Genomic DNA, 22,103 nt, shown 5'->3' on the forward strand with positions numbered 1-22,103 from the left:
CTGATTCCTGTCATCCTTTTGCAACCGGAATGTTTCTTATGTTGAACCACAGAGTTTGTTTGCTGTTACTTTTGGCGTTTCTTCCGTCCTCTGTGCGTGCAGACAAACCAGATCTTCCTTCGCCTCCGGCTGGCTTTGATTGGCAACGGTGCGACGAGGTACGCGTCGGAATGTTGAAGCCTCAGCAATGGCATTTTCTATCTCAGAGCAAAAATGAGACGCGTGGATACTTCATCACCAAAGAAAAGATTCATGGCACTGGAAAGTTCGATACCGGGCTGTCACTCAACGTGATCCCGAACGTCGGCAAGAAACAGGGCGGCGAGGCGTCCAACTTTGCCAAGTCGTTTATCCGAGAAGCGATTCAGGATAAACAGTCGGTGCTGCAGATCATTCCACCAGGCGAAGTTGGACCCGCGAAGACATTTGGCTGTCGAATCAGAAGGCATGGTTCGATCGTTCACTACTTCTTGATCACGGACGATTCTCAGGACATCCTCTACCTGTTTATGTTCGAGAGTCCTGAGTCAGAGTGGGAGTCGGCATGGAAGATCGGGGAAACAATGCTGCAGAAGTTGTACGTCGACTTTCCCGACAAGTGATGGTTGAGCCAGAGTGGCTATGCCGTATCAGCACCGGTAAACTTTGATCGCTTCTTTACGAATCGCAGGTGATGCGACGAGCTCGTCTAACGGTGCATCATGGGGCGACGAATTCACTCTGCAATCGACGGCTTTTGAGAAATTTTTCGACTGCTCTGTGCCCTCGCTGCGTCTGCGTGATCGTGAGCGACAAGTCTTGGGGGTATCCATCGATCTTTGCGGGGCCTCCGTTGTGTTCCCACGACGTGGTTTCGACTTCTTGTCGGATCTCTTCGGCGAGCTTCATCAGATCTCCAAAAGACTGCGGACTCATCTCAGAATAGTCAGAAATGCGATAAGACTTCTTGGTCAGCTTCGATGCCATTGATTCGGACTATCCGTCCTCGTAGCCGGCGGCATAGCCATTTTCGCGACCTCGATTATTTCCAAATCGGAAAGCGGCAAAACCTACCGCGACCAGTAAGACGAGGGTGAGCAGCCCTTTCACTCCGAACTTTGTTTTGTGGCTGATCGGAATGCTGATATTGAATTCAAACTTTTCCATCCATTGGCTCCTGGTTTTCAGCCTTCTTTCGTTCCTTTTGTTCAGCGTAATGGGTTTCAGCCCGGATTCAAATATACGCTGATAGATCGGTGAAGCTTGTGTTCAAAAGCCGCTGTTGGCAAAGCTGGCCACTCTGAAATGGGCTTGCCGCAGCCATCGCGCGTATCCTGGTAGCCGCTCGCCGCACGGCGTGTCGCTCAATCGGCCATAACCTGACAGGTAGGGTGTCAGTGCATCTCTTGCGTCGCAGACGGTCGGGATTGCTTTGTCGATTTCATGGCCTGCCGTCTTGTGTTCCGGTGGACCATAGATCCAATCTTCGCCTGGTCGATCGATATCCATCGGGCAAATTCGGCAGATCTCCTATGCGCGGACGCCTGCTGCGACCTGAACACGGACCGTCGCAACAACGGTCGGAGAGAGAGACTCCGCAGTGGTCCGAACGATAGCGAGGTCGACTGGTTGCTGCTTCTTCGGCTCGGGTGCGGTCGTTTGCCCTCGCTTCTCCGGTGAGTTGTGCTCACCCAGGTAGTACGTTATGCCACTGAGTGTGGCGACGGCCTGTCCAGAAACTTCGAGCCGGTACTGCGGCATTGCCTTTCAGAGGCGTCCCATGGGGCGTTGTTCTTTCGAACAAGAGTTTTTGGGTATCGATTCCCTAAAAACTTGGTGGCAATGATTCGCACGCCCAATGGCTTTCGCACCGCAATCGATGAGTCAACAAAGAATAGCAAAGCTGTTTTGAGTACCCCCGACAGGATTCGAACCTGTGACCTGCGCGTTAGGAATGCGCTGCTCTATCCAGCTGAGCTACGAGGGCGTTTGGGTTGCAAAGACTTGTTTGAGTTTACGTTGCTAGCGGTGAGGCTGGAAGATCGTTTGGGGACTGGCAACAGAGGATGTTTGTGCTGCTAAGCTGCGTTCTCAGGGGAAGCAGATGGCGGGGCGCGAGAGGTCCAGGGAGTCTGGCTCGATCGTCAGCATCGATTCGATTTCTAAACTGCCGTACCGCGAAAAACCGGTGTGGACGACGAGGTTGTCGGCGATCTGTGCGATGCCGTCGTGATGAGTGTGCCCGCACAAGACAACGTGTTTGCGGTTGGGAGCCTGCTCGGCGGCCTTGCGGAGTGCTTGGCCAGCTTGGCCGCAGACGAAGAAGGGGGCCCAGTTGTCGTCGGTCGTTTTGCCTTCGTACCAACACGCTTCGCGGAACGGTGGGACGTGGGTGGCGATCAAGACTTGTGTGATCTCGTCGGACAAATTGTTTAGCTTGTCCGTCAAGCGTTCCGCCGCGGCTTTGCCTTCCGCGATCAGAAGCGATTGCCAGCCATCGGGATCGCTGGTTCGGAAGTCTTCGATCAGTTGAAAATCGTTGAGGCGAACGTTGGACCCGGCGTAGTCGCCTTGCGTTGCGTCGCCCCATCCATCGTCACCGATCAAAACCGTGGATGCATTGAGCGGCATCGCGGGGTGGTCGGTGAGGTAGGTCAGTTGCGGGACGTCACGGCAGAGAGCAATCAGATCGCGACGCGTGGACGCGATCGATTTGCCATAGAAATCGTGGTTGCCGAGCACGAAGTGAATCGGCCGATCCAAGGATTCGGCCAAGCATCGCAATTGATAGGCAACATCGTCTCCTTCGGACAAATCGCCGGTGATCAGAATCGAGTCTGGATCGAGTTCCAGCAGTTTCGCCACCCACGATTGCCAAACATCGAGTTTGGCATGATCAAAGTGCGGGTCGGTGATCCAAGCGATTCGGCGAAGAGGCTGATTCAAGGAGACGTTGCAACGACTTAGGAAGGACGAAACATCAAGCGGTGGCGGTTGCACCAGCGGCTTCGGCCAACGCGTCCGCTTTGTCGGTCTTTTCCCAAGTGAAGCCTTCGCCATCGCGACCGAAGTGGCCGCCCGCGGTGGTTTCGACGAACACAGGACGACGCAGTTGCAAGTGATCGATGATTCCGCCGGGAGTCAACGGGAAGTGCTCGCGGATGAGTTCGCAAAGCTTGGCGTCATCAATCTTGCCGGTGCCTTCGGTGTCAACGTGGACACTGACGGGTTCGGTCACACCAATTGCGTAAGCCAATTGAACTTCGCAGCGTTCGGCCAAGCCGGCGGCGACAATGTTCTTAGCAACGTAGCGAGCCATGTAAGCGGCACTGCGGTCAACCTTGGTCGAGTCTTTTCCGCTGAAGGCACCACCACCGTGACGGCCCCAGCCGCCGTAGGTGTCGACGATGATTTTGCGACCGGTCAAACCGCAATCGCCGTGAGGTCCACCGATGATGAACTTGCCGGTTGGGTTGATGTGATACTTGATGTCGCCCTTGTCCAACTCGGCTGGGATGGATGGTTTGACGACGTTCTCGATCACAAACTTTTCGATTTCGTCGTGCGAGACATCGGGGCCGTGTTGAGCGCTGACGACGACGGCTTCGATGCGAACGGGGCGATTGCCTTCGTATTCAACCGTGACTTGGCTCTTGTTGTCGGGACGCAACCAGTCGACTTCTTTGTTGAAGCGAGCTTCGGTGATGCGGTTGATGATGCGGTGCGACAGCGCGATCGGCAGTGGCATCAATTCAGGAGTGTCTTTGCAGGCGTAGCCAAACATCAGGCCTTGGTCGCCGGCACCGATGTCTTTGCCCGAAGCTTCGTCGGAGTTCACGCCTTGAGCGATGTCAGGGCTTTGGGCGTCGAGGCGAATTTGCACTTCGCAGGTTTTGCCATCGATCCCGGTGTCAGGATCGTCGTAGCCGACGGCAACGATTGTGTCGCGGACGATCTTTTCATAATCGACGTCAGCCTTGGACGAGATTTCGCCGGCGATGACGGCCAAGCCAGTGGTGACGAGTGTTTCGCAAGCGACGCGGCTGTGGGGGTCTTGGGCCAACAATGCATCCAAGATGCTGTCGGAAATTCGGTCCGCCAGCTTGTCGGGGTGGCCCATGCTGACCGATTCACTGGTGAAAAGAAAACGGCCTGATTCGTTACTCACTACACTGATCTCCGGGAAAACAAACGAACATTGATCGCCGATGGAATTTCGTTTCCTCCCGCGACGTGCCCCATAGCGTAAAGTCTGGTCTCGACGGCGCAAAGCGGCACAAATAACGGAAAAGAACGCACTTGAGTTGCCATGGCCACCTCGCCTTCTAACGAACCCCATTCAGACGGCCGAAAGTCCGGCCGTTCGGGAGCGACTCGCCCAACTGGCAACGACCCGCCCGCCGTCACTCCTTGGCAGCGGCCGGCGGTATCGACTTGGCCGCTTGTGGGTTCGTGTTTGGCTCACCTGATATTAATCGGATCGATTCTCGGGTGGGTGAGTTCTCAGTCCGCTGGCACCATTGAGCAGCCGACGACCAGCGTTGGTGTGGCGATGGCGTATCGGTTGCCCGATCGGACTCGGTACGTCACCGAAGATTCGTCAGAAGATTCCGATGCTGCGACGGCGGATGCATCCGATCGGAAGGTGGACGAGCGTTCCAAGTCGGTCGATCAGTCCGATGCCGAGCAGTCTCAATCGACTGCGTCTGCCGCGTCCGCTCCGCCCGCCGGATTTGTTCCGCCGGTGGATTTGGATGGCTTGTTTGCGGAGATGACTCGCCGAGGTGTGGCGGCGGGTGAGTCGCAAGGAACCGGCGTGGAAGGCGTTTTGCAATTTGGCGAGGGCAAAACCGCTGACCAGTTGGGCACTGGCGAGCTTGTTCCAGGAACGTCGCGAGCGGGTGAAGGTGCCGGCCAAACGACGACGTCGGTGTTCGGCGTGTCGGGTTCCGGCAGCACGTTTGTTTATGTATTTGACCACAGCGAAAGCATGTCCGCGTCCGGTGGCAAGCCATTGCGTGCTGCGAAGCAAGAGTTGATCCGCAGCTTGAGAACACTCAGCGAGCGTCAGCAGTTTCAGGTAATTTTCTACAACGATCGTCCCAAGGCGTTTTCGTCGGATGGGCAAACAACGGGGCTGGTGTTTGGTGAGGATGGAATTCGCCGGCGAGCCGAAGCGTTCGTGAACCGAACGGTTGCGGTCGGTGGGACGGAACATCAATTGGCGTTGAGGATGGCGCTCAGATTGGCACCAGACGCGATCTTCTTTTTGACGGATGCGTCGATTCAAACGATGAGTGCGGATCAAATGGCAGACATTCGCCGGAGAGCGGAGCAGTCGGGAACGGTGATCCACGCGATCCAGTTTGGCAGCGGGCCCGAACCAGCGAACTCGTTCATGAAAGAGATTGCTCGCCAGAATCGCGGTGGGTATCGCTACCTCGACGTTGTCGCTGGTGGTTGAGGGAATCGTTTTCCAATCAGCTTCGGAGATCGCGAATCAGAGTAGAACAGTTGTCCTCAACTGTTCCGTCGGGCAGCCTTCCATCGCCAACCCTCATCGCACCCAAGTCCACTTTCAAACGTTCGCGTCACACTGCTCGACGAAACCAACCTATCACGCAAACATTGGGACATATGTTCTACTCTGAAAGGACATTCAGCCCTCGCTCTCGAGTCCACCTGAACGGCTTCGCTCGACCTTCTGCCAAACTGCGGTTTGGGGGAGAAGCAGGTGCCGGAAGCCGGCTGAAAAACGGCATTATTAAGCTGCGAGACATGTCTGGAGTTCGGAGGAAGACCGAAGTCTGGAGGCTCCGGCTACGATCCGATGGAGAGCGAAATCAGGCCAACCAGAGTGACAGCGGGGCCGCTTCTAACGCCAGTTCGGGCGGATTTCACCGGCACCCGCTTCTTCGGCGTCCAAACGTGCTTTGGGAATGATGCGTCGGAACTCAGATGCCGAACCACGGATGGAGGCACCCATCAAAAGCAAACCCAAACGGACTTCTTCGCGTTTTCTCAAGGGAGCTTCGATGACTCCGGGGGCCAGCGATTTGGCTTTGCCTCGCAGGAAGACGGTCACGTTGTTCAGGCCGTCACCGAGTCGGGCGCCCGCATCGCCACCGACCACGATTGTGCCGCCGAGAGCACCCGCACCGGTGTCATCGCCAACGCTTCCGCGAACAAAGATGCTGCCGCCGCGCATCGCCGAGCCAACTCGATCGCCCGCCGAGCCGTAAACGGCCAGCGTTCCTCCGGTCATGGCCGAACCCAATCCGCAGCCCGCGTTGCCGGTGATCAAGACGACTCCGCCGCTCATCCCGTCACCAGCACCATGACCGACGTTGCCGTCCAGCCGAATGTCTGCGTCACGGCAAAAGGCAAAGGCGTAATCACCCAGGTTGCCCGTCGCTTGAAATCGAAGCGGCGTTTCACAACGCATCATGGCGGAGTGTTGGCTTTTCAGACCAGTCAGCTCGACCAGCGGTGCGGGTTCGTCTTCGCCGGATTGGCAGGGGATCGATTGCAAGGCGGCGTGCAATTCCGCATCCGACATTTGAGAAATGTCAATCGAATGATCGGGCTGCTGGGGTTCCTTCGTCACATCAAGCTCCGTGGGTGGCAATCGCTCGAACGATTTGTTGTAACCGCTCGGCGGCTCGCTCGCACACTTCCAAGACATCCGCATGGTCGGCTGTCGCGGGTGCGTCGGGCAATGCGAGGTTGGTGACGACGGAGATACCAAGCGTTCGGACTCCGGCCGAGGCGGCACACAACAGTTCCGGCACCGTGCTCATGCCAACCAGATCAGCACCGAGACGCCGCATCATTCGGCACTCCGCACGGGTTTCGTAGTTGGGACCGTTGACGGCCAAATACATTCCTCGTCGAAGTTCAAACCCGTTCGTATGAGCGGTTTGATGAGCAATCGCGTCGAGCTGTGGATCGCAGGTGCTCAGGCTTCGTCGGAAACATCCCGCGGCAGCGGCGGACTCGTCTGCCGAGTCGTTTGTTCGTTGAAAACTGGTTGGCGGGGCGCCCAGTTTTCCGTCCAGCCAACTGCTGTGTTCGTTGAGGAGGACTAGGTCACCGACATTGAAATTGGGATTCAATCCGCCGGCGGCGCAGCTGACGACGAGCTCGTTGATTCCCAATCCCGTCATCAAGGCGACCGGTCGGGTGACGTCCCGAAGGGAATGACCTTCGTAAAGATGCAGGCGTCCCGCCATCGCGATGACGGGACGAGATGCCAAGTGTCCGATCAGAAATTCGCCACGGTGGCCTGACGCGGTGGACGCGGCCAGCCCGGGGATCTCAGCGTAGGGCACGATCGTAGGAGACTCGATTGCGTCAGCCAGTCCCCCCAAACCACTGCCCAGGACGACTCCTAGGGGAGGTTTTTCGAATTTAGCCAGGATTGGAGCTCTGTCTCGGAGGGCCGCAAGCGATTCGGAGAGATCGGGAGCGGAGTCCGTGACGGCGGGTCGGTCGAATTTGATGGGCAAAATCGTTTCAAAAATCCAATGTCAGGGGGGATCGGGCCGCAATGGCGAGCAAAGATTGCGCCTGATTCGTTTTGGGGTTCCCGATCGGAGCCACCTTTGCGATATTTCCGTTCGATTTCTTATGTGATTCGAAAAGAATGTCCGGGCGATTCCCGGTTTTGCCAGTCTACACCCCCCAACAATTTTTGACGATTCGTCGGCCACCCTCCAAATCCTCCCGGAATTACTGCGACATCCATGTCAGAGTTGTCGACGGGCGAGATTGGAACCGCCGCATTGGTCGAGCTTAGGTGAAGTATTATGAATTTGGAGAAGGTCAGAAACATTGGTATCAGTGCCCACATCGACTCGGGCAAGACCACTCTGAGCGAACGCATCCTGTTTTACAGCGGACGTATCCACAAGATCGAAGATGTTCGCGGTGGCGGTGACGGCGCCACGATGGATCACATGGAGCTCGAAAAAGAGCGTGGGATCACGATCACCAGTGCCGCGACCAGCGTGACGCACAACGGTTATCACATCAATCTGATCGACACCCCCGGCCACGTTGACTTCACCGTCGAAGTGGAACGTTCTCTGCGTGTTCTCGATGGTGCGGTTTTGGTTCTGTGCAGTGTCGGTGGCGTTCAAAGCCAATCGATCACCGTTGACCGTCAAATGAAACGCTACCAAATTCCGCGTTTGGCGTTCATCAACAAAATGGACCGCACCGGTGCCAACCCACGTCGCGTCGTTGAACAACTTCGCGAAAAGTTGGGTGCCGATGCCTTCCTCGCTCAAATCCCAATCGGTGCGGAAGAGAATTTCCGTGGCGTCGTCGACTTGATCGAAATGGTCGCTTACACCTTCGAAGGCGACCAAGGCGAAAAGGTTGTCACCAGCGAAATCCCTGCTGACTTGAAAGACGAAGCGGAAGAAGCACGCATTGCAATGTTGGATTCATTGTCCAACTACAGCGATGAAGTGATGGAATTGCTGTTGAGCGAAGAAGAAGTGTCCAAGGACATGATCTACCGGGTCATGCGTGAAGCAGTTCTCAACGGTGCGACTCCCGTTTACATGGGCAGTGCATACAAGAACAAAGGTGTTCAGCCATTGCTCAACGCAGTCACCGAGTATCTGCCCAGCCCACTGGATCGCGAAATCTACGGACGTGACCCTTCGGACGAAACCAAGAAGATCGAATTGTCACCCGATGCGGACAAGCCGTTCGTGGGCATGGCGTTCAAGATCGTCGAAGATCCATTCGGTCAGCTGACCTTCATGCGTATCTACCAAGGCACGATCAAGAAGGGCGAAGCTTACACGAACCAACGTTCGACGAAAAAAGAACGCTTCAGCCGGATCGTGCGAATGCACAGTGAAAAGCGTGAGGAGATCGATGAAGCTGGCCCTGGTGACATCATCGCCGTCATGGGCATCGATTGTGCTTCCGGGGACACGTATTGCAGCGAGCGTGATTACGCGACGTTGGAATCGATGTACGTGCCTGAGCCCGTCATCAAGATCGCCGTCAATCCACTGAACCGTGGCGATGGCGACAAGATGAGCAAGGCGTTGCAACGCTTCCGCAAGGAAGACCCAACGTTCAGTGTTTACACCGATGAAGAAACCAACGAGATCTTGATCTCGGGGATGGGTGAGTTGCACCTGGAAATTTACATCGAACGAATTCGCCGCGAATATGGCGTCGAAATCGAAGTCGGTGCTCCAAAGGTTTCCTACCGCGAAAGCCCGACTCGCGAAGTCGAGTTCAACTACAAACACAAGAAGCAAACCGGTGGTTCAGGTCAGTACGCTCACATCGTTGGCAAGCTGATCCCGATCGAATCGGAAAGCGAAGACAGCTTCGAGTTCGAAGAAAAGGTTGTTGGTGGTCGTATTCCGAAGCAGTACATCCCCGCTGTTGAAAAAGGCTTCCGCGATATCCTGGGCAAGGGCCCAATCGCTGACTACCCCGTTGTGGGAACTCGCATCGAGTTGCTCGACGGTAGCTACCACGACGTTGACTCGAGCGAAAAAGCCTTCTACACGGCTGCTCAAGGTTGCTTCCGCGAGTACTTCAAGCAAGCCGCTCCGAAGTTGCTCGAACCGATCATGAAGGTCGAAATCGAAGTGCCAGAAGACTTCCAAGGTACCGTCACCGGTGACGTCATTCGTCGTCGTGGTCTGATGACCAGCAACGATACCAACGAAGGCATGACCGTCATCTTGGCGGAAGTTCCTTTGGCGGAAACTTTCGGTTACGCAACCGACCTTCGCAGCATGACTCAAGGTCAAGGAACGTTCACGATGGAATTGGCGGCCTACCGTCAGACTCCTTCGAACATCCAAGAAGAGATCATCGCGGAACGCAAGAAAGACGAATTGGCCGGCGCTCGCTAAGCCACTTCGATTGTTCAAACACGAAAACCACGCGACTCACATCGCGTGGTTTTTTTGTGCGCGGACCGGACGCGGCGGCAAAACAAGTTGCTCTATCTGGTCCCGCTCATCCGTGTGTGATTCGTCCGCGATCACTCGCCGATGATTTTGACGAGGATTCGTTTGCGGCGGCGGCCGTCGAACTCGTAGTAGAAAATGTGCTCCCATGGACCGAGGTGTAATTCGCCTTCGGTGATGGCTACCACGACTTCGCGTCCCATGATTTGCCGTTTGTGGTGAGCGTCGGCGTTGTCTTCGCCAGTTCGATTGTGCATGTAACCACCGGATGCCGGATCGGTTCCCGCGTTGAATGGCACCAAGTCTTCAAGCCAGCGTTCGTAGTCTGCGTGCAGGCCTGACTCATTGTCGTTGATGAAAACGCTCGCCGTGATGTGCATGGCATTGATCAATGCCATGCCCTCCTGGATACCGCTTTCGCGAACCAATTGCTCTACATCACGATGAATCGAAACGATTCCGCGGCGACTGGGAATTTCCATCCACAACTCTTTCGTCAATGTTTTCAACGGTGGGTTCCTTAAGGTTTGAGTTCGGAGTACGTGCCATAGCAGTGCACGTGCGAGCAGCATTTGGGTTCTGAACGGGACGCGGCGTCCATCGCCATATCGGTTGTCTGACGCGAATACGGTTTGATCGTTCGATATGAGCTGATTCTCAACCGACGGGTGTCGTCCGCCAGTTTTTCTCTTCGACCGCCCAACACCTATTCGTGTTGGACATGTGATTTTATGGGATGATATTCCGGAACGCGATTCGCTGTTCCTTCAGCAATCTGTCTTTGCAATCTCTTTCTCCATGTCGGCCAATTGGATGACGATCCACGGCATGGAATCCTCGAAACGGTCGAGTCTCAATCGGTGTATAGCAATCAATGGGTGTTCGGTTTGTTGGTGCTGGGAGCATTTCTGAGCAGTATCGGTGAGTCGCGAGCCGAAGAGATCGCTCCTCTCGAAACAGAGGCGATCAAATCGGACGCGACGCAGCGTTTGGCAGAAATGGTTTTAAAACGTGATGATTCATTTCGCTGGGACGTTCGTGCTCGCGGTGAGATCGCGGGGTGCGACTATGTGGTGATTCACTTGGTGTCGCAAACGTGGCAGGGAGTCCCCTGGCAGCACCTGTTGTACATCCTGAATCCGCCCGAAGTTGACCCGAACGAATCCAACGCATTGATGTTGATCAGCGGCGGATCGTGGAAAGCGGAGTGGGGATCGGATGGTCCCGAAACGATCGAAGTGCCGCGCGAGGCGGTTTTGCTGGCGAGCGTCGCGTTGGAGGTGAAGACTCCGGTTGCGATCCTGAAGCAGGTTCCGTTTCAGCCGATGTTTGACGGCTTGAAGGAAGATGCTTTGATCGCCCACACGTTTCAGAAGTTCTTCGAGACGAGTGACCGTGATTGGCCGCTGTTGCCGGTGATGGCCAGAGCAGCCTCGGCGGCGCTGGACGCGGTCGTTGGCGCGACGAAGGATGAATGGGGATTGTCGATTGATGGCTTCACGGTGACGGGCGCGAGCAAGCGAGGCTGGACGACCTACTTGGTTGGAGCAACCGATCCACGTGTCAAAGCGATCGCGCCGATGGTGATCGACATGCTGAACATGAACCGGCAAATGGAACACCAGATCGATGCGTGGGGAGCGTATTCGCCGCAGATCGAAGATTACACACGCCGTGGTCTTCAAAAGATGATGGGAACGCCCAACGGGAAATCGTTGCTTCAATTGGTGGATCCCTTTGAGCACCGGGCGGCTTTGACGATGCCGAAGCTGGTGTTGTTGGGCAGCAACGATCCATATTGGCCGGCCGATTCAACTCAGCATTACTTCGAAGAACTTTCCGGCCCAACTCTTCTGCTGAACATCCCCAACAATGGTCACGGTTTGAATGACATCCCGAGAATGGTTGGCGGCGTGTCGGTGCTTCATCGATACGTCTGCGAAGGCAAGTCCTTGCCCGAATGGAAGACTCGTTCGGAGAAAACCGCGGACGGTTTGAAGATTGTTGCAACGAGTGACAAGGTTCCCGCGAAGGTGATGCTGTGGACGGCAACGTCGCCGACGCGTGATCTGCGATCGTCAACCTGGACCTCCTCGCCATTGGATGCATCTGATGATGGGAGTTGGAGTTCGGAAGTCACACCACCGACTTCCGGTAGCTCAGCCGCATTCATCGAAGCTCAATACGAATCGGGCGGAACGTTTCCGTTGTCGGTGACTTCGCAAATCCACGTTTTACACTGAGACAAATCGCATGACGAATTTGTAGCTCGGTGGTCCCCCACCGAGACGCACTATCCGGTTCATTCACGATCTTCATTGCGAATTGTCCATCTCAGTCGATGGTCGAGCATCACGCCAGAACGTCGTGAATGACATTCCCGTGGACGTTTGTCAGTCGTCGTTCCAATCCGTTGTGGTAGTACGTCAGTCGTTCGTGATCCAGTCCCATCAAGTGCAGTAGGCTTGCATTGAAATCGTAGACGGAGGTTGGGTTCACAGCCGCCTTGAAACCGAACTCATCACTTTCGCCATAGCTGAATCCTTTCTTGACCCCGGCTCCGGTGAGGAAGCACGTGAAAGCGTCTGGGTTGTGATCGCGTCCCGTGCCGTTGGATTGCAAGAACGGCATCCGGCCAAACTCCGTTGCCCACACAACCAACGTGTTTTCGAGCAAGCCTCTTTGTTTCATGTCCGCGATGAGTGCCGCCGTCGGTTGGTCCATGATCTCGGCCTGCATCGCATGAGTTTTCGCGATGTTGGAGTGCGAATCCCAGTTCGTGATTCCGTTGCCGCCGGCAGGATCACTGCCGTTGAACAATTGAACGACCCGAACTCCTTTCTCAATCAGCCGCCGAGCCAGGATGCAGTTCTTAGCATATTCGCCACGCAATTGGCTTCCACCTTCGACGCCGTAGGCCTTCAACGTCGCGGCAGTTTCGCCGGAAAGATCCATTACGTCAGGAACCGACGTTTGCATCTTTCCCGCCAGTTCATAGCTTGCGATTCGGCCGGCCAGATTAGCGTCGCCCGGATAGAGTTCCAGATGCTTTGCGTTGAGACGTTGAAGCAAGTCAACGGTGGCCGCATCAGCGTCGGGCGTCAGTCTGCTTGGACGGTGAAGATTGTTCGGTGGATTTTTCGCATTGAAGTCGGTTCCCTGGAACGCGGCGGGCAGAAATCCATTGCCGAAGTTGTTCTTGCCGCTGCGAGCCAATCCGCGAGGATCGTTGATTGCCACGAACGCGGGCAGCTCTTGGTTTTCCGTGCCAAGGGCGTAGGTCACCCAAGAACCAAACGACGGGAACCCTTCCATCGTGAAGCCGGTATTGAGAAAGTTCTCGCCTTGTGGGTGGGCACTCGTGTCTGTGTTGAGCGAATGCAGAAAGCAAAAGTCATCGACTTGTTCTGCCAAGTGTGGCAGGAGATCCGAGACCATCTTTCCGGATTCGCCCCGTGGCTTGAAATCCCAGAACGGTTTGGCAATGTTTCCGGTGGGACCTTCGAAGGTCACCGCCGGGATGCCAGGTGGTTTTTGTCCGTGCAGTTTGGTGAGGGCCGGTTTGTAGTCGAACGTGTCGACGTGGCTGACCGCACCCGGGCAGAAGATCACCAAAACTTGTTTTGCCGGTGCCTCGAAATGTGCTTTTCGCGGCAGGTACGGATTGTTTGGATCGATCGATGGCCGAATAGGCGTCTTGCCCCCGGCTGTGCCGACGTCCGACGCGAGCAACCCGTCTGATTGCAGGAGACTTGCTAGTCCAAGACCGGCAGTCGAAAGCCCCGCCGTACCAAGGAAGCTGCGTCGGTCCAACAAACGCCGACCGTGAGCAGAGAAGTTCTCAGGATTTGTCATGGTGAGTTGGTCCGATGTTATGGGAGGAACGCAAGTTCGTTGGAATTGATGAGCGCTCGGCATACCAAAGCGAGATTGCCGTCCTGAGCGACTTGCGAGCAAGCTGCTCGCTCGGTTTCAGTGGGTGAACGGCCAAGCAGGAGTTCGAAGCACCGTTCGATGGCAACATCGAGTTCGTCGTTCGATTCTCGCAACGCTCGCGTAGCGATCCGATCGGATTGTTCCAACACAAAGTCACTGTTCATCAAATTCAAAGCTTGCAGTGGCGTCGTCGACACAGGCCGTTTCGCTCGGACTTGTCCGCAGTCGGGAAAGTCAAAGGCGGTGAAAATTTGATCGTCCACGCGACGCATGCGTTCTTGGTACAGCATTCTGCGCCAGGTTTCGGGACCGTGATTGTTCACCACTTGCCACTGCGCGTACGTCGCTTTTTCGTTGTGGATTCGGTAGCTGCGTCCGCCGATTTTCAGGTCAATCGTTCCGGATGCCATCAAAATCGAATCACGGATGACCTCCGCTTCCATCCGTCGCGGTGGGAAACGCCACAGCAATGCTGAGCCAGCGTCCCGCTCGAGCCCTTTCTCGTTCGGTGAACTTGATTGACGAAATGCTTCGGACATCACCAGCATTCGAATGAGCGATTTGACGGACCATGCGGAGGAGTCAACACTTGCTGGTGATACGAATTCAGCGGAAAGCCAGTCCAACAACTCTGGATGTGTGGGCAATGCGCCGGCACGACCAAAGTCGCTGGTCGTCGGAACGATTCCTGTTCCAAAAATATGGTGCCACACTCGGTTGACCATGACTCTCGCCGTCAGCGGATTCTCAGGCGATGTCAGCCACTTCGCAAATTCGCGTCTGCGTTCGGGACCGGATGCCGAGGAGTCGAGTCCCAAGTCGCCGTCGAAAATCTCCGGAGCCGCGGGCATGACCTCGTCGTGAGGACTTTCGGGACTGCCGCGTAGTAGCACTCGCGTCACGACAGGTTCGATGAACCGGCCCACAAAACTCGGCTGGGGCCCTTCTTCGGATAGCTGGTCGATCAACTTCTGAATGCTGTTGAGCGTTTGCTTTCGCTGCGGATTGTTCTTCAGGAGTTTGTCATTGACCGCCCAAGTGCCCGTCCACGGTTGCCATGTCCCGTCGTCCTGCATGATATCCATGTCGAACTGATACTTCGGCAGGAACGGCTTCTTATTCAGGTAGTCAGTGTCATAGAAATATTCGCGGTTGTTGCTCAGGCGAAGACGGTTGATCGTTTGGGGACTTTGGAAGTTAAACTGGACCCATGGGCGTTCTTCTTTCTTCGCATCAAGTTTGGTCCGCCAGGCCATGGTTCCGTACTCGCCATCATTGACTCGCTCGATGGGGTTGCGACCGTCGGTACCTTCTTCAGGGAACCCCGTCACGATTGTGCCTTCGCGTGAATCAGCGAGGTTGCGGTTCAGCCCATGAGGACCGAGAACCTCCAGTTCGTCCAATCCCAAGTTGGGTGTCTTGAATCGGATGCGAACGGCCGTGGTTGTCGCCGCAGGAAAATGAAGTTCGCGGTAGGCGCCCCAGTCTTCTTCCCAGCCCCCAGCTTCGCGAAGCTTGGCACGTTCAGATTGGATTTGCGTCCAGATTTCTTGGCCGCGTTTGCGGAGCGGGTGATCTGCAGAAAACTCTGGTTGGCGACTTCCGAATTCGACGTCTTGGAAGACTGCCGTCATCGAGTAGTAGTCTTGGATTGAAACCGGATCGAATTTGTGGTTGTGGCAACGGGCACATCCAACGGTCACGCCCATCACGGAGGCACCAACGGTTTGCATGATTTCGTCCAAACGATCCGCGCGTGCTTGACGAATCGCGGTTGGCTCACGTCCGACGGTCGCGGCGGGAACGTGTGGACCAGAAACCAAGTAGCCGGTGGCTTCACCCGCGCCCATCGAATCGCCCGCGATCTGTTCTTGAACGAACTGGTCGTAGGGTTTGTCTTCGTTGAAAGACCGAACCACATAGTCACGATAGACCCAGGCGTTTTTTCGATACAGATTGGCTTCGGAACCATTGGTTTCCGCCCATCGAATCACGTCAAGCCAATGTTGTGCCCAACGCTCGCCAAAATGAGGTGACTGCAGTAGCCGATCGACGGCTTGTTCGTAAGCGAGATTACCATCGCGTGAGAAGTCATCGACAAACGCTTCCGCTTCTTCGGGGCTGGGTGGGAGCCCCGTCAGGACGATCGATAGTCGACGAATCAACTGACGCGGATCTGCCGCGTCCGAGTAGGCAAGATCGTCTTCTGCCAATCGAGATAGAAGAAATGCGTCGACCGGTTGAAGTGTTTTGTCTTCATTGTTCGAGAGAGGCGGAACGTCGGGACGAACGATTGGTTGAAATGCCCAGTGATCCGATTCATTCTCAAAGACCGCGTCCATCTGACCCGGCCAATCGGCGCCTTCGGCGATCCAACGAGCGATCGTTTCGATTTCTTCATCGGGCAACTGATCGTCGTCGGGTGGCATCGCCATGTCTTCATCGAGATGGCGAATCACGTCCATCACGAGACTCTTTTCTGGATGACCAGGAACCAACGCTGGTAAACCCGAGTCACCACCACGCATCATGTGAGGGCGTGAATCGAGACGCAGACCGGATTCCTGTTCATCTTCGCCGTGACAATAGACACATCGATCGTCGAAGATGGGAGCGATGTCGTTTTCGTAGTCGACTTTCTCCGCCCAGCCGATGTTGGTCGTGCTGATTGCCAAGGCAACCAGCGACGCCGCGATGGTCCAGCGGTTCCAGCGTGATTGCAATCTCATCGTGCGGTCTTCCATCCGGCATTCCACCGTGCCAGCAGCTCGCTGGTCAGTTCGGGGTGTTTGTTGGCGATGTTGGTTGTCTCGTTGGGATCGTTTGCATGATCGAACAGCTCGACATAGATCGGAGCGGAACTCGCATCGCGATGGTCCTTCCAAATGACCAGCCGATATCGATCGGTTCGCATGGTGTACCCCATCAGGTGTTGCTCGAACAATTCGCGGTCCCACGATTCTCCCTGTTGCTCGATGATCCGTTCTTCCACTTGCTGAATCAAAGGCCCGAACCATGTTTCTCGCATGCCTTTTGAGAGCGGATTAGCGGCCCACTCGCGAAGTGCCGGATTGGGGTATTGGCTGAAGGCGGCCTTCTTCCAAGTTTGGTCTGGATCGTTCATCAGCGGTTTGAAACTGGTGCCTTCGGTGTGTTCCGGCACGTTAATTTCGGCTAGTTCGCAAAGCGTTGGATAAATGTCGACCAGCTCGACCAAGGCGTTTGTTTTTGCGCCTCGTGCCTTCATGTCGGGAGCCCAAATCATCAGCGGGACTCGCGTCGCAATTTCGTAGTTGGTGGCTTTTCCCCAAACGCCCATGTCACCTAGGTGCCAACCATGGTCTCCCCAGACCACGATCACAGTGTTTTCGCGGACCCCGGCGTCTTCCAGAGCCGCAATCAGATTGCCGATTTGTGCATCGACGTAGCTGACCGAGGCCAAGTAAGCATGCTTCAAAGTGCGTGATAGCTCAGGCGACAAAGGGCCGAACTTTGGGATTCCCGCACGGGTACGAAGCTCAAAGGAAGCGTGTAATCCCATCGCCGCACCGTTTTCAGGGGCGTTCGTTTCGTCGGCCATTGGGATGTCGTCCGCGTTGTACAGGTCCCAATATTTGCTGGGAGCACACCAGTTCAGGTGAGGCAGTTTGTAGCCCATCGCCAGGAAGAACGGTTTCTCGTCTTCCTCAACCATTTCCTTCAATGTTACGATGGCCATCTCGGTGTTGTAGCCATCGACATAGTCCGTGTCGGCGACATCGGCCTTTTCATACGCCGGTCCGGCAGCCAAACCTCGCCGGGCGGCTTCGCCGTACTTTGCCAACATGCTTTTCATGTTGTCTGATTTCATTTTGTTGTTCTCAGGCAGTGCGTAGGGACCTCTAGGCTTTTTGATTCCATCGACACGTTTGACCGATTCGCGGTTCCAAGACCGTCCGTCGTCGGTGTCGCCTTGGTGGAAGATCTTTCCGCAGTAGGCCGCTTCATAACCGTTTGCGATGAAGTGTTCGGGCAGTGTCAGGATGTTGGGTTGCAATTCGCGAAGCGAAACGTAGTTGTGATAGAGCCCGGTGGTGTCAGGACGAGCCCCCGTCATCAGGCTCGCTCGCGATGGACGGCAGATCGCTTGTTGGCAGTAGGCACGGTTGAACAGCAGGCCGTCGGAAGCCAGGCGGTCCAGGTGAGGTGTCTTTGCGATCGGCGAGCCATAGCAGCCCAGTTCTGGACGCAAATCGTCGACCGCGATGAACAACACGTTGAGTTTCTCGCCCGCGTAGTCAACGGTTTGTGAGAGCAGGACGAAAGACAAAGTGAGTAACAATCGAAGCATGTTTCTCGGTGGGGCGATGGGGAGGGGAGGGATGTCGGTTAATCGTGTTGGCCGGTTGGGCGTCGGTCCCGGTTGCCAATTTGAGAACCGGGGCCAACGCCCAAACGGCTCATTCAAAGTGACGCTGGCCAGCGAGGCCACCGCTGCTTCTGTTCAGTAACCCAGTGGTTTTCCGGATTCGTAGAGCGATTGAATTTCAATCGTCGTCAATGCTGCGTTGTATATCGTCAGCTCGTCGATGGAGCCGTCCAGGTTGCGGACCGCGAACCAAGGCGTTTCACGAAAGGGTTGGCCCCAGTTTCCAATTTCTGCGGGACCGATTCGTAGGGTGTCGATGTGATACTTGGGCTCGATGGCTTCGTTGCTAATACGGGTGCCGTTTACAAACTGTTGCACCCGTTTGGAGGCTGGATCGTAAACCGCCACCAAATGGAACCACTGTCCGCTGTTGGCGATCTCCCAGAACGGTTCGGTGATGTACACACGATGCAGCCCTGCGTCTTTAACAACACGTTGATCGCGTTCGTTGTAGAAACTGACACTCTGAGAATCATCGACCATGACGGAAAACATCAGACGCCCGTCGTCTCGAATTTGCCAGTGAGGTTCACCGTTCTCATAGCCGTCACCCATGAACAAAGCGTTGTAACGCTGGTCCAGATTGTCGATCTTGACCCAGCAAGCGAACGTGAACGCTTGGAAGTCGCCATCGATGCGTGTCCTCACTCGAGATCCAGGACGATCGAAATTGATCGCCTGAGACGCGGCTCCAAAGCGTCCATCGACCACTTCGATGGGACCAACCAACAAGCCATCTTCTGTGCCATCGGCGGTCGCACCATTTCGAATCGAACGTCCCTCAAGCTCTGAGGTTGCGAAGTGGGCGATCAGCCGCTCGTCGTCTTTCAACGAACGCATTGATTCTTGCCAATTTTGAAACCGCTGCGTCATCGCGGATTCGTCGCGGCGATGCAGATCCGTGGCGGTGATCATGTCCTCGATACCTTGGCTCGATGGAGACCCGTGTAGCGTTTGTCGTTCGCCGGTGTGCAAGTGCTGGCCATCCAGGCCACCGCCACGCAACATGATTTCTCCGTCGACGACTTCCACGCGAGCCGTGTCTGCCGAGACATCCATCGTGAATTCAGTTCCCAAGTCAATGACTTCGGATTCGGCCGTCTTGACCGAAAAACCACGGGCCGCTGGCGGCACTGTTGCTCTAAGCCGGCCCTGGTTCACACGGACCGACCAATCGGACTCAATATCCAAATTCGCGGGGCCTTCCACGATCAAAGTGGCTCCGCAAAAAAAGTCGATCTCGGCGACGCCACTCTCAAATTGGAAACGACCATTGGGAAGCACATCACCGACTTTGGCCGGCATGGACGCGTCGGTCCACTTAAGATCAACGGCACGACGTAGCGTCGCGTGACCGGCAATCTGTGATTCGGGGGTGGCCGATCCTGGTTCAACGACCTCAACGGTCCTGCTTGAGTTCAATCCTTGACGTCCCAGCCAAAAGGCAAGTCCGCCAACGACAAAGAGTGCGGTCGCAGCGATCATCAACGATCGAAATGCGAAGACGCTTGGCCATCGGTTCAGTGGCAACGTGGCGGTTGGTTTGTTCGAGGTAGGCAACGGCGCCGCAGCGATTTCATGCAGTGACTCACACGCGTTGACGGCCTTCAAATACGCGAGCCGCGCATCTTCGCTCGTTTCGAGCAAGTCTTGGAGTCGATCAAAGTCTTCGGAAGAGATCGTTTGATCGATTGCCTGGTAGATAAGCTTTTGAAAAGCACTATCCATGATGAAGCTCCTGTTGCAATTGCTCTTCGACACAACGCTGCAGCGAAGCACGCAGGACATTGAGCTGATAGTACAACTGACGAGCCTTTTGGCCGGTTTCTTTTGCAATCGACATGACCGATTGTCCTGGCGAGTGAACGCTTAGCACCAAATGACGTTGCGACTCGCCAAGCTTGGCTAAGCATCTTTCCATCGCTTGGCGTTCGTCTTCGCGTCGTTCCAGTTGCGTTGTCGCCGAGGTGGCAAGTGCTTCCACCACCGAGTCGCGAAAGACCAACCGATCGCGTCCCTGGTCACGTTGCCAGCTGAGAGCTTTGTAGCGTGCGATGACGCAAGCCCACCGGACAAACTCGTCTTCGTGTCCTGAGTTCTGCGTTGCGAAGTCATCGAACTTACGCCAGCACTCAAGAGCCGTTTCTTGCACGACGTCTTCGACCGCGTCTCGGTTGGCGAGTAGGGAGCGTACGAACCGACGGATTGATGAATCGTGGCGAGTCAGCAACGCCACGAATTCGTTGTATCGCTGTTCTCGCTTGTTCGAATCGATGCTGGTGCGGGGTGGATCACTAGCGGCCATACATTTTCCTCCACCTTGTCATTCCACGCACCGACGGATTTACAAAGAATTTGGTGGACCGTACGCACAATCACCGAAATCATTCGGAAGAAGCCGTTTGTGCGTCTAATCGAACGTTTTAGCCGTTGGCATCTCAGATTGGATCGAGTCCCAAGTTGCCAGCAATTCTTGCAGGCGACTCGCGTGCGTCTCGGACAAGTCGTTGGACTCGCTGAGGTCCGATTCCAGGTTGAAGAGCTCGATGGGTTGGTTTTGACGAGCCTGGACAAATTTCCAATCGCCATGCCGAAGGGCTCGCGCACCACGCGGCATTCGCCACCAAACCGTTCGGTCTGACTCGAAGATGCCTCGGCCGATCCAAGGCAAAACATTTGTGCCATCGGTTTCGAGCTGAAAGGTTTCGTCGACAGCCAATGGCAAAAACGAAGCGGCGATGTCGAGACTCAGGACAGGAGCTTTTTCTTCAGCTCCCGCGGGAATCGTTCCGGGCATGCTCCAAATCATCGGGATGCGAACACCACCTTCGTAGAGACTGCCTTTGCCGCCGCGAAGTGGTGCGTTGATACTGGTGAGTTCTGCCGTTGGTCCACCGTTGTCGCTGAAGAAGACAACGAGTGTTTCTTGTCGTAGCTTTTGCTGATCGAGTTTCTCGATGATCCGGCCGACCCCACGATCTAAGGCGATCAACATGCCGGCAAAGATTCGTCGTTGAGGATCGGCGATGTGATCCATCGCGGCGTAATCCTCAAGCGAGGCTTGCATGGGCGAGTGCACTGCGTTGTACGAGACAACCATGGCGAAAGGATTCGACGCGGCTTGTGAGATGGTGTCGACCGCTTTGTCGGTGATCGTATCCGTCAGGTAGTTCCAATCATCGATTGGTTCGCCACCATCGAGAACTGGATTGCCAGCGTCATACGCGGGTTCGTTGATTCGAGCGTAGTTGCCGCGAATCGTTCTTTGGTTGGTTTCGAATTGTCCGGCCGGAAGCGAGTTGTCTCGCAGCATGGTCCAAACGTTTTCATGCGGCGGACCGGGTACATAGAAGTGACCTTCGTGCAAGAATCCAAAGAAGCGATCAAAGCCTTTTGATGTTGGAACCTGCGGCGGGCGAGTGCCGAGGTGCCACTTGCCGATCAGCGAAGTGTGATAGCCAGCGGATTGTAGATGTTTGACGAAGGTCTTTTGCTGCGGTGGCAAACCCGCGTTGGGATGGTTGTTGCGTTCTCCGGTCGGGTTGAGGTCATAACCAAACCGAGATTGGTAGCGGCCCGACAGAAAGCCGGCTCGAGACGGGCTGCAATACGACGATGTCACATAGCCGCTGGTGCAGCGAACTCCCGATCGAGCCAATGCGTCGATCGCGGGTGTTGGGATTTCCGCGTTACCCATCATCCCGGTTTCGCCATAACCAAGGTCGTCCGCGATGATCACGACCAAATTGGGTTGCGATGATACGGCGGTGCTTTGCCAGTACAGAGTGAGAGTCGTCAGGGTCACGCAGGCGACGCAACGGCCGACG

At 55.6% G+C, this 22,103-nt stretch carries 17 protein-coding genes and 1 tRNA gene; 4 read left to right on the forward strand and 14 right to left on the reverse strand.

All coding sequences use genetic code 11. The annotated features are described in order from the left end of the window. Positions 1 to 170 precede the first annotated feature (170 nt). On the forward strand, positions 171 to 602 hold the full coding sequence (locus B2R17_RS14990) for a hypothetical protein (protein WP_286764618.1): 432 nt from the start codon (positions 171 to 173) through the stop codon (positions 600 to 602). Between the two features lie 97 nt (positions 603 to 699). On the opposite strand, the gene B2R17_RS14995 is transcribed toward B2R17_RS14990, so the two are convergent. From B2R17_RS14995 to metK, 5 genes are all read right to left on the reverse strand, one after another. Next, positions 700 to 966: a hypothetical protein gene (locus tag B2R17_RS14995; RefSeq protein WP_008662969.1), complete on the reverse strand. Its 267-nt coding sequence runs from the start codon at positions 964 to 966 to the stop codon at positions 700 to 702. Positions 967 to 975: 9 nt separating this feature from the next. After that, the gene (locus B2R17_RS15000) at positions 976 to 1,146 is read right to left on the reverse strand and encodes a hypothetical protein (RefSeq protein WP_286764619.1); all 171 of its coding nucleotides are present in this window, start codon (positions 1,144 to 1,146) and stop codon (positions 976 to 978) included. A 746-nt stretch (positions 1,147 to 1,892) separates the two neighbouring features. Next, positions 1,893 to 1,966 (reverse strand) — tRNA-Arg (locus tag B2R17_RS15005). Positions 1,967 to 2,070: 104 nt separating this feature from the next. Beyond that, positions 2,071 to 2,925 (reverse strand): metallophosphoesterase family protein, encoded by an 855-nt coding sequence (locus B2R17_RS15010; protein WP_286764620.1) that lies wholly within the window; start codon positions 2,923 to 2,925, stop codon positions 2,071 to 2,073. Positions 2,926 to 2,959: 34 nt separating this feature from the next. Continuing rightward, positions 2,960 to 4,147 (reverse strand): methionine adenosyltransferase, encoded by a 1,188-nt coding sequence (gene metK / locus B2R17_RS15015; RefSeq protein ID WP_008670573.1) that lies wholly within the window; start codon positions 4,145 to 4,147, stop codon positions 2,960 to 2,962. A gap of 141 nt (positions 4,148 to 4,288) precedes the next feature. Here metK and B2R17_RS15020 point away from each other — a divergent pair, with 141 nt between their 5' ends. Beyond that, complete coding sequence (locus tag B2R17_RS15020; RefSeq protein ID WP_339887995.1) at positions 4,289 to 5,443, forward strand: hypothetical protein; 1,155 nt, start codon at positions 4,289 to 4,291, stop codon at positions 5,441 to 5,443. A gap of 411 nt (positions 5,444 to 5,854) precedes the next feature. Here the strand turns inward: B2R17_RS15020 and B2R17_RS15025 are convergent, their stop codons facing one another. Then, a complete protein-coding gene (locus B2R17_RS15025; RefSeq protein ID WP_286764622.1) occupies positions 5,855 to 6,586 on the reverse strand; it encodes a tributyrin esterase in 732 nt (243 codons plus the stop codon). A 1-nt stretch (position 6,587) separates the two neighbouring features. Continuing rightward, a complete protein-coding gene (locus tag B2R17_RS15030; protein WP_286764623.1) occupies positions 6,588 to 7,487 on the reverse strand; it encodes a purine-nucleoside phosphorylase in 900 nt (299 codons plus the stop codon). Between the two features lie 300 nt (positions 7,488 to 7,787). On the opposite strand from B2R17_RS15030, the gene fusA reads away from it, so the two are divergent. Beyond that, positions 7,788 to 9,875 (forward strand): elongation factor G, encoded by a 2,088-nt coding sequence (gene fusA / locus B2R17_RS15035; RefSeq protein ID WP_008670563.1) that lies wholly within the window; start codon positions 7,788 to 7,790, stop codon positions 9,873 to 9,875. 131 nt (positions 9,876 to 10,006) lie between these two features. Here fusA and B2R17_RS15040 read toward each other — a convergent pair whose 3' ends face one another. Next, the gene (locus B2R17_RS15040) at positions 10,007 to 10,441 is read right to left on the reverse strand and encodes a secondary thiamine-phosphate synthase enzyme YjbQ (RefSeq protein WP_286764624.1); all 435 of its coding nucleotides are present in this window, start codon (positions 10,439 to 10,441) and stop codon (positions 10,007 to 10,009) included. Between the two features lie 300 nt (positions 10,442 to 10,741). Here B2R17_RS15040 and B2R17_RS15045 point away from each other — a divergent pair, with 300 nt between their 5' ends. Beyond that, complete coding sequence (locus tag B2R17_RS15045; protein WP_286764625.1) at positions 10,742 to 12,175, forward strand: PhoPQ-activated pathogenicity-related family protein; 1,434 nt, start codon at positions 10,742 to 10,744, stop codon at positions 12,173 to 12,175. Positions 12,176 to 12,284: 109 nt separating this feature from the next. Here B2R17_RS15045 and B2R17_RS15050 read toward each other — a convergent pair whose 3' ends face one another. The 6 genes from B2R17_RS15050 to B2R17_RS15075 form a co-directional block, all read right to left on the reverse strand. Further along, positions 12,285 to 13,787: a DUF1501 domain-containing protein gene (locus B2R17_RS15050; protein WP_286764626.1), complete on the reverse strand. Its 1,503-nt coding sequence runs from the start codon at positions 13,785 to 13,787 to the stop codon at positions 12,285 to 12,287. Between the two features lie 17 nt (positions 13,788 to 13,804). Next, positions 13,805 to 16,597: a PSD1 and planctomycete cytochrome C domain-containing protein gene (locus B2R17_RS15055; protein WP_286764627.1), complete on the reverse strand. Its 2,793-nt coding sequence runs from the start codon at positions 16,595 to 16,597 to the stop codon at positions 13,805 to 13,807. Next, positions 16,594 to 18,198 carry a sulfatase gene (locus tag B2R17_RS15060; protein WP_286764628.1) on the reverse strand — a complete coding sequence of 535 codons (1,605 nt, stop codon included), beginning with the start codon at positions 18,196 to 18,198 and terminating at the stop codon, positions 16,594 to 16,596. Before B2R17_RS15060 ends, B2R17_RS15055 begins: the two co-directional genes overlap by 4 nt. A gap of 153 nt (positions 18,199 to 18,351) precedes the next feature. Next, complete coding sequence (locus tag B2R17_RS15065; protein ID WP_286764629.1) at positions 18,352 to 20,004, reverse strand: LamG-like jellyroll fold domain-containing protein; 1,653 nt, start codon at positions 20,002 to 20,004, stop codon at positions 18,352 to 18,354. Further along, positions 19,997 to 20,581 (reverse strand): sigma-70 family RNA polymerase sigma factor, encoded by a 585-nt coding sequence (locus B2R17_RS15070; RefSeq protein WP_286764630.1) that lies wholly within the window; start codon positions 20,579 to 20,581, stop codon positions 19,997 to 19,999. The genes B2R17_RS15065 and B2R17_RS15070 overlap by 8 nt, the downstream gene beginning before the upstream one ends. A gap of 105 nt (positions 20,582 to 20,686) precedes the next feature. Continuing rightward, the gene (locus B2R17_RS15075) at positions 20,687 to 22,081 is read right to left on the reverse strand and encodes a sulfatase-like hydrolase/transferase (protein ID WP_286764631.1); all 1,395 of its coding nucleotides are present in this window, start codon (positions 22,079 to 22,081) and stop codon (positions 20,687 to 20,689) included. Positions 22,082 to 22,103: the final 22 nt, after the last annotated feature.

The organism is Rhodopirellula sp. UBA1907 (assembly GCF_002337565.1).
Classification (GTDB): domain Bacteria; phylum Planctomycetota; class Planctomycetia; order Pirellulales; family Pirellulaceae; genus Rhodopirellula; species Rhodopirellula europaea.

Excerpts from the sequence above, each read along its gene's own strand:
- fusA (WP_008670563.1), top strand. The coding sequence starts at position 7,788 with ATGAATTTGGAGAAGGTCAGAAACATTGGTATCAGTGCCCACATCGAC.
- B2R17_RS15050 (WP_286764626.1), bottom strand. The coding sequence starts at position 13,787 with ATGACAAATCCTGAGAACTTCTCTGCTCACGGTCGGCGTTTGTTGGAC.
- B2R17_RS15055 (WP_286764627.1), bottom strand. The coding sequence starts at position 16,597 with ATGAGATTGCAATCACGCTGGAACCGCTGGACCATCGCGGCGTCGCTG.
- B2R17_RS14990 (WP_286764618.1), top strand. The coding sequence starts at position 171 with ATGTTGAAGCCTCAGCAATGGCATTTTCTATCTCAGAGCAAAAATGAG.
- B2R17_RS15020 (WP_339887995.1), top strand. The coding sequence starts at position 4,289 with ATGGCCACCTCGCCTTCTAACGAACCCCATTCAGACGGCCGAAAGTCC.
- B2R17_RS15060 (WP_286764628.1), bottom strand. The coding sequence starts at position 18,198 with ATGCTTCGATTGTTACTCACTTTGTCTTTCGTCCTGCTCTCACAAACC.
- B2R17_RS15070 (WP_286764630.1), bottom strand. The coding sequence starts at position 20,581 with ATGGCCGCTAGTGATCCACCCCGCACCAGCATCGATTCGAACAAGCGA.
- B2R17_RS15000 (WP_286764619.1), bottom strand. The coding sequence starts at position 1,146 with ATGGAAAAGTTTGAATTCAATATCAGCATTCCGATCAGCCACAAAACA.
- B2R17_RS15065 (WP_286764629.1), bottom strand. The coding sequence starts at position 20,004 with ATGGATAGTGCTTTTCAAAAGCTTATCTACCAGGCAATCGATCAAACG.
- B2R17_RS14995 (WP_008662969.1), bottom strand. The coding sequence starts at position 966 with ATGGCATCGAAGCTGACCAAGAAGTCTTATCGCATTTCTGACTATTCT.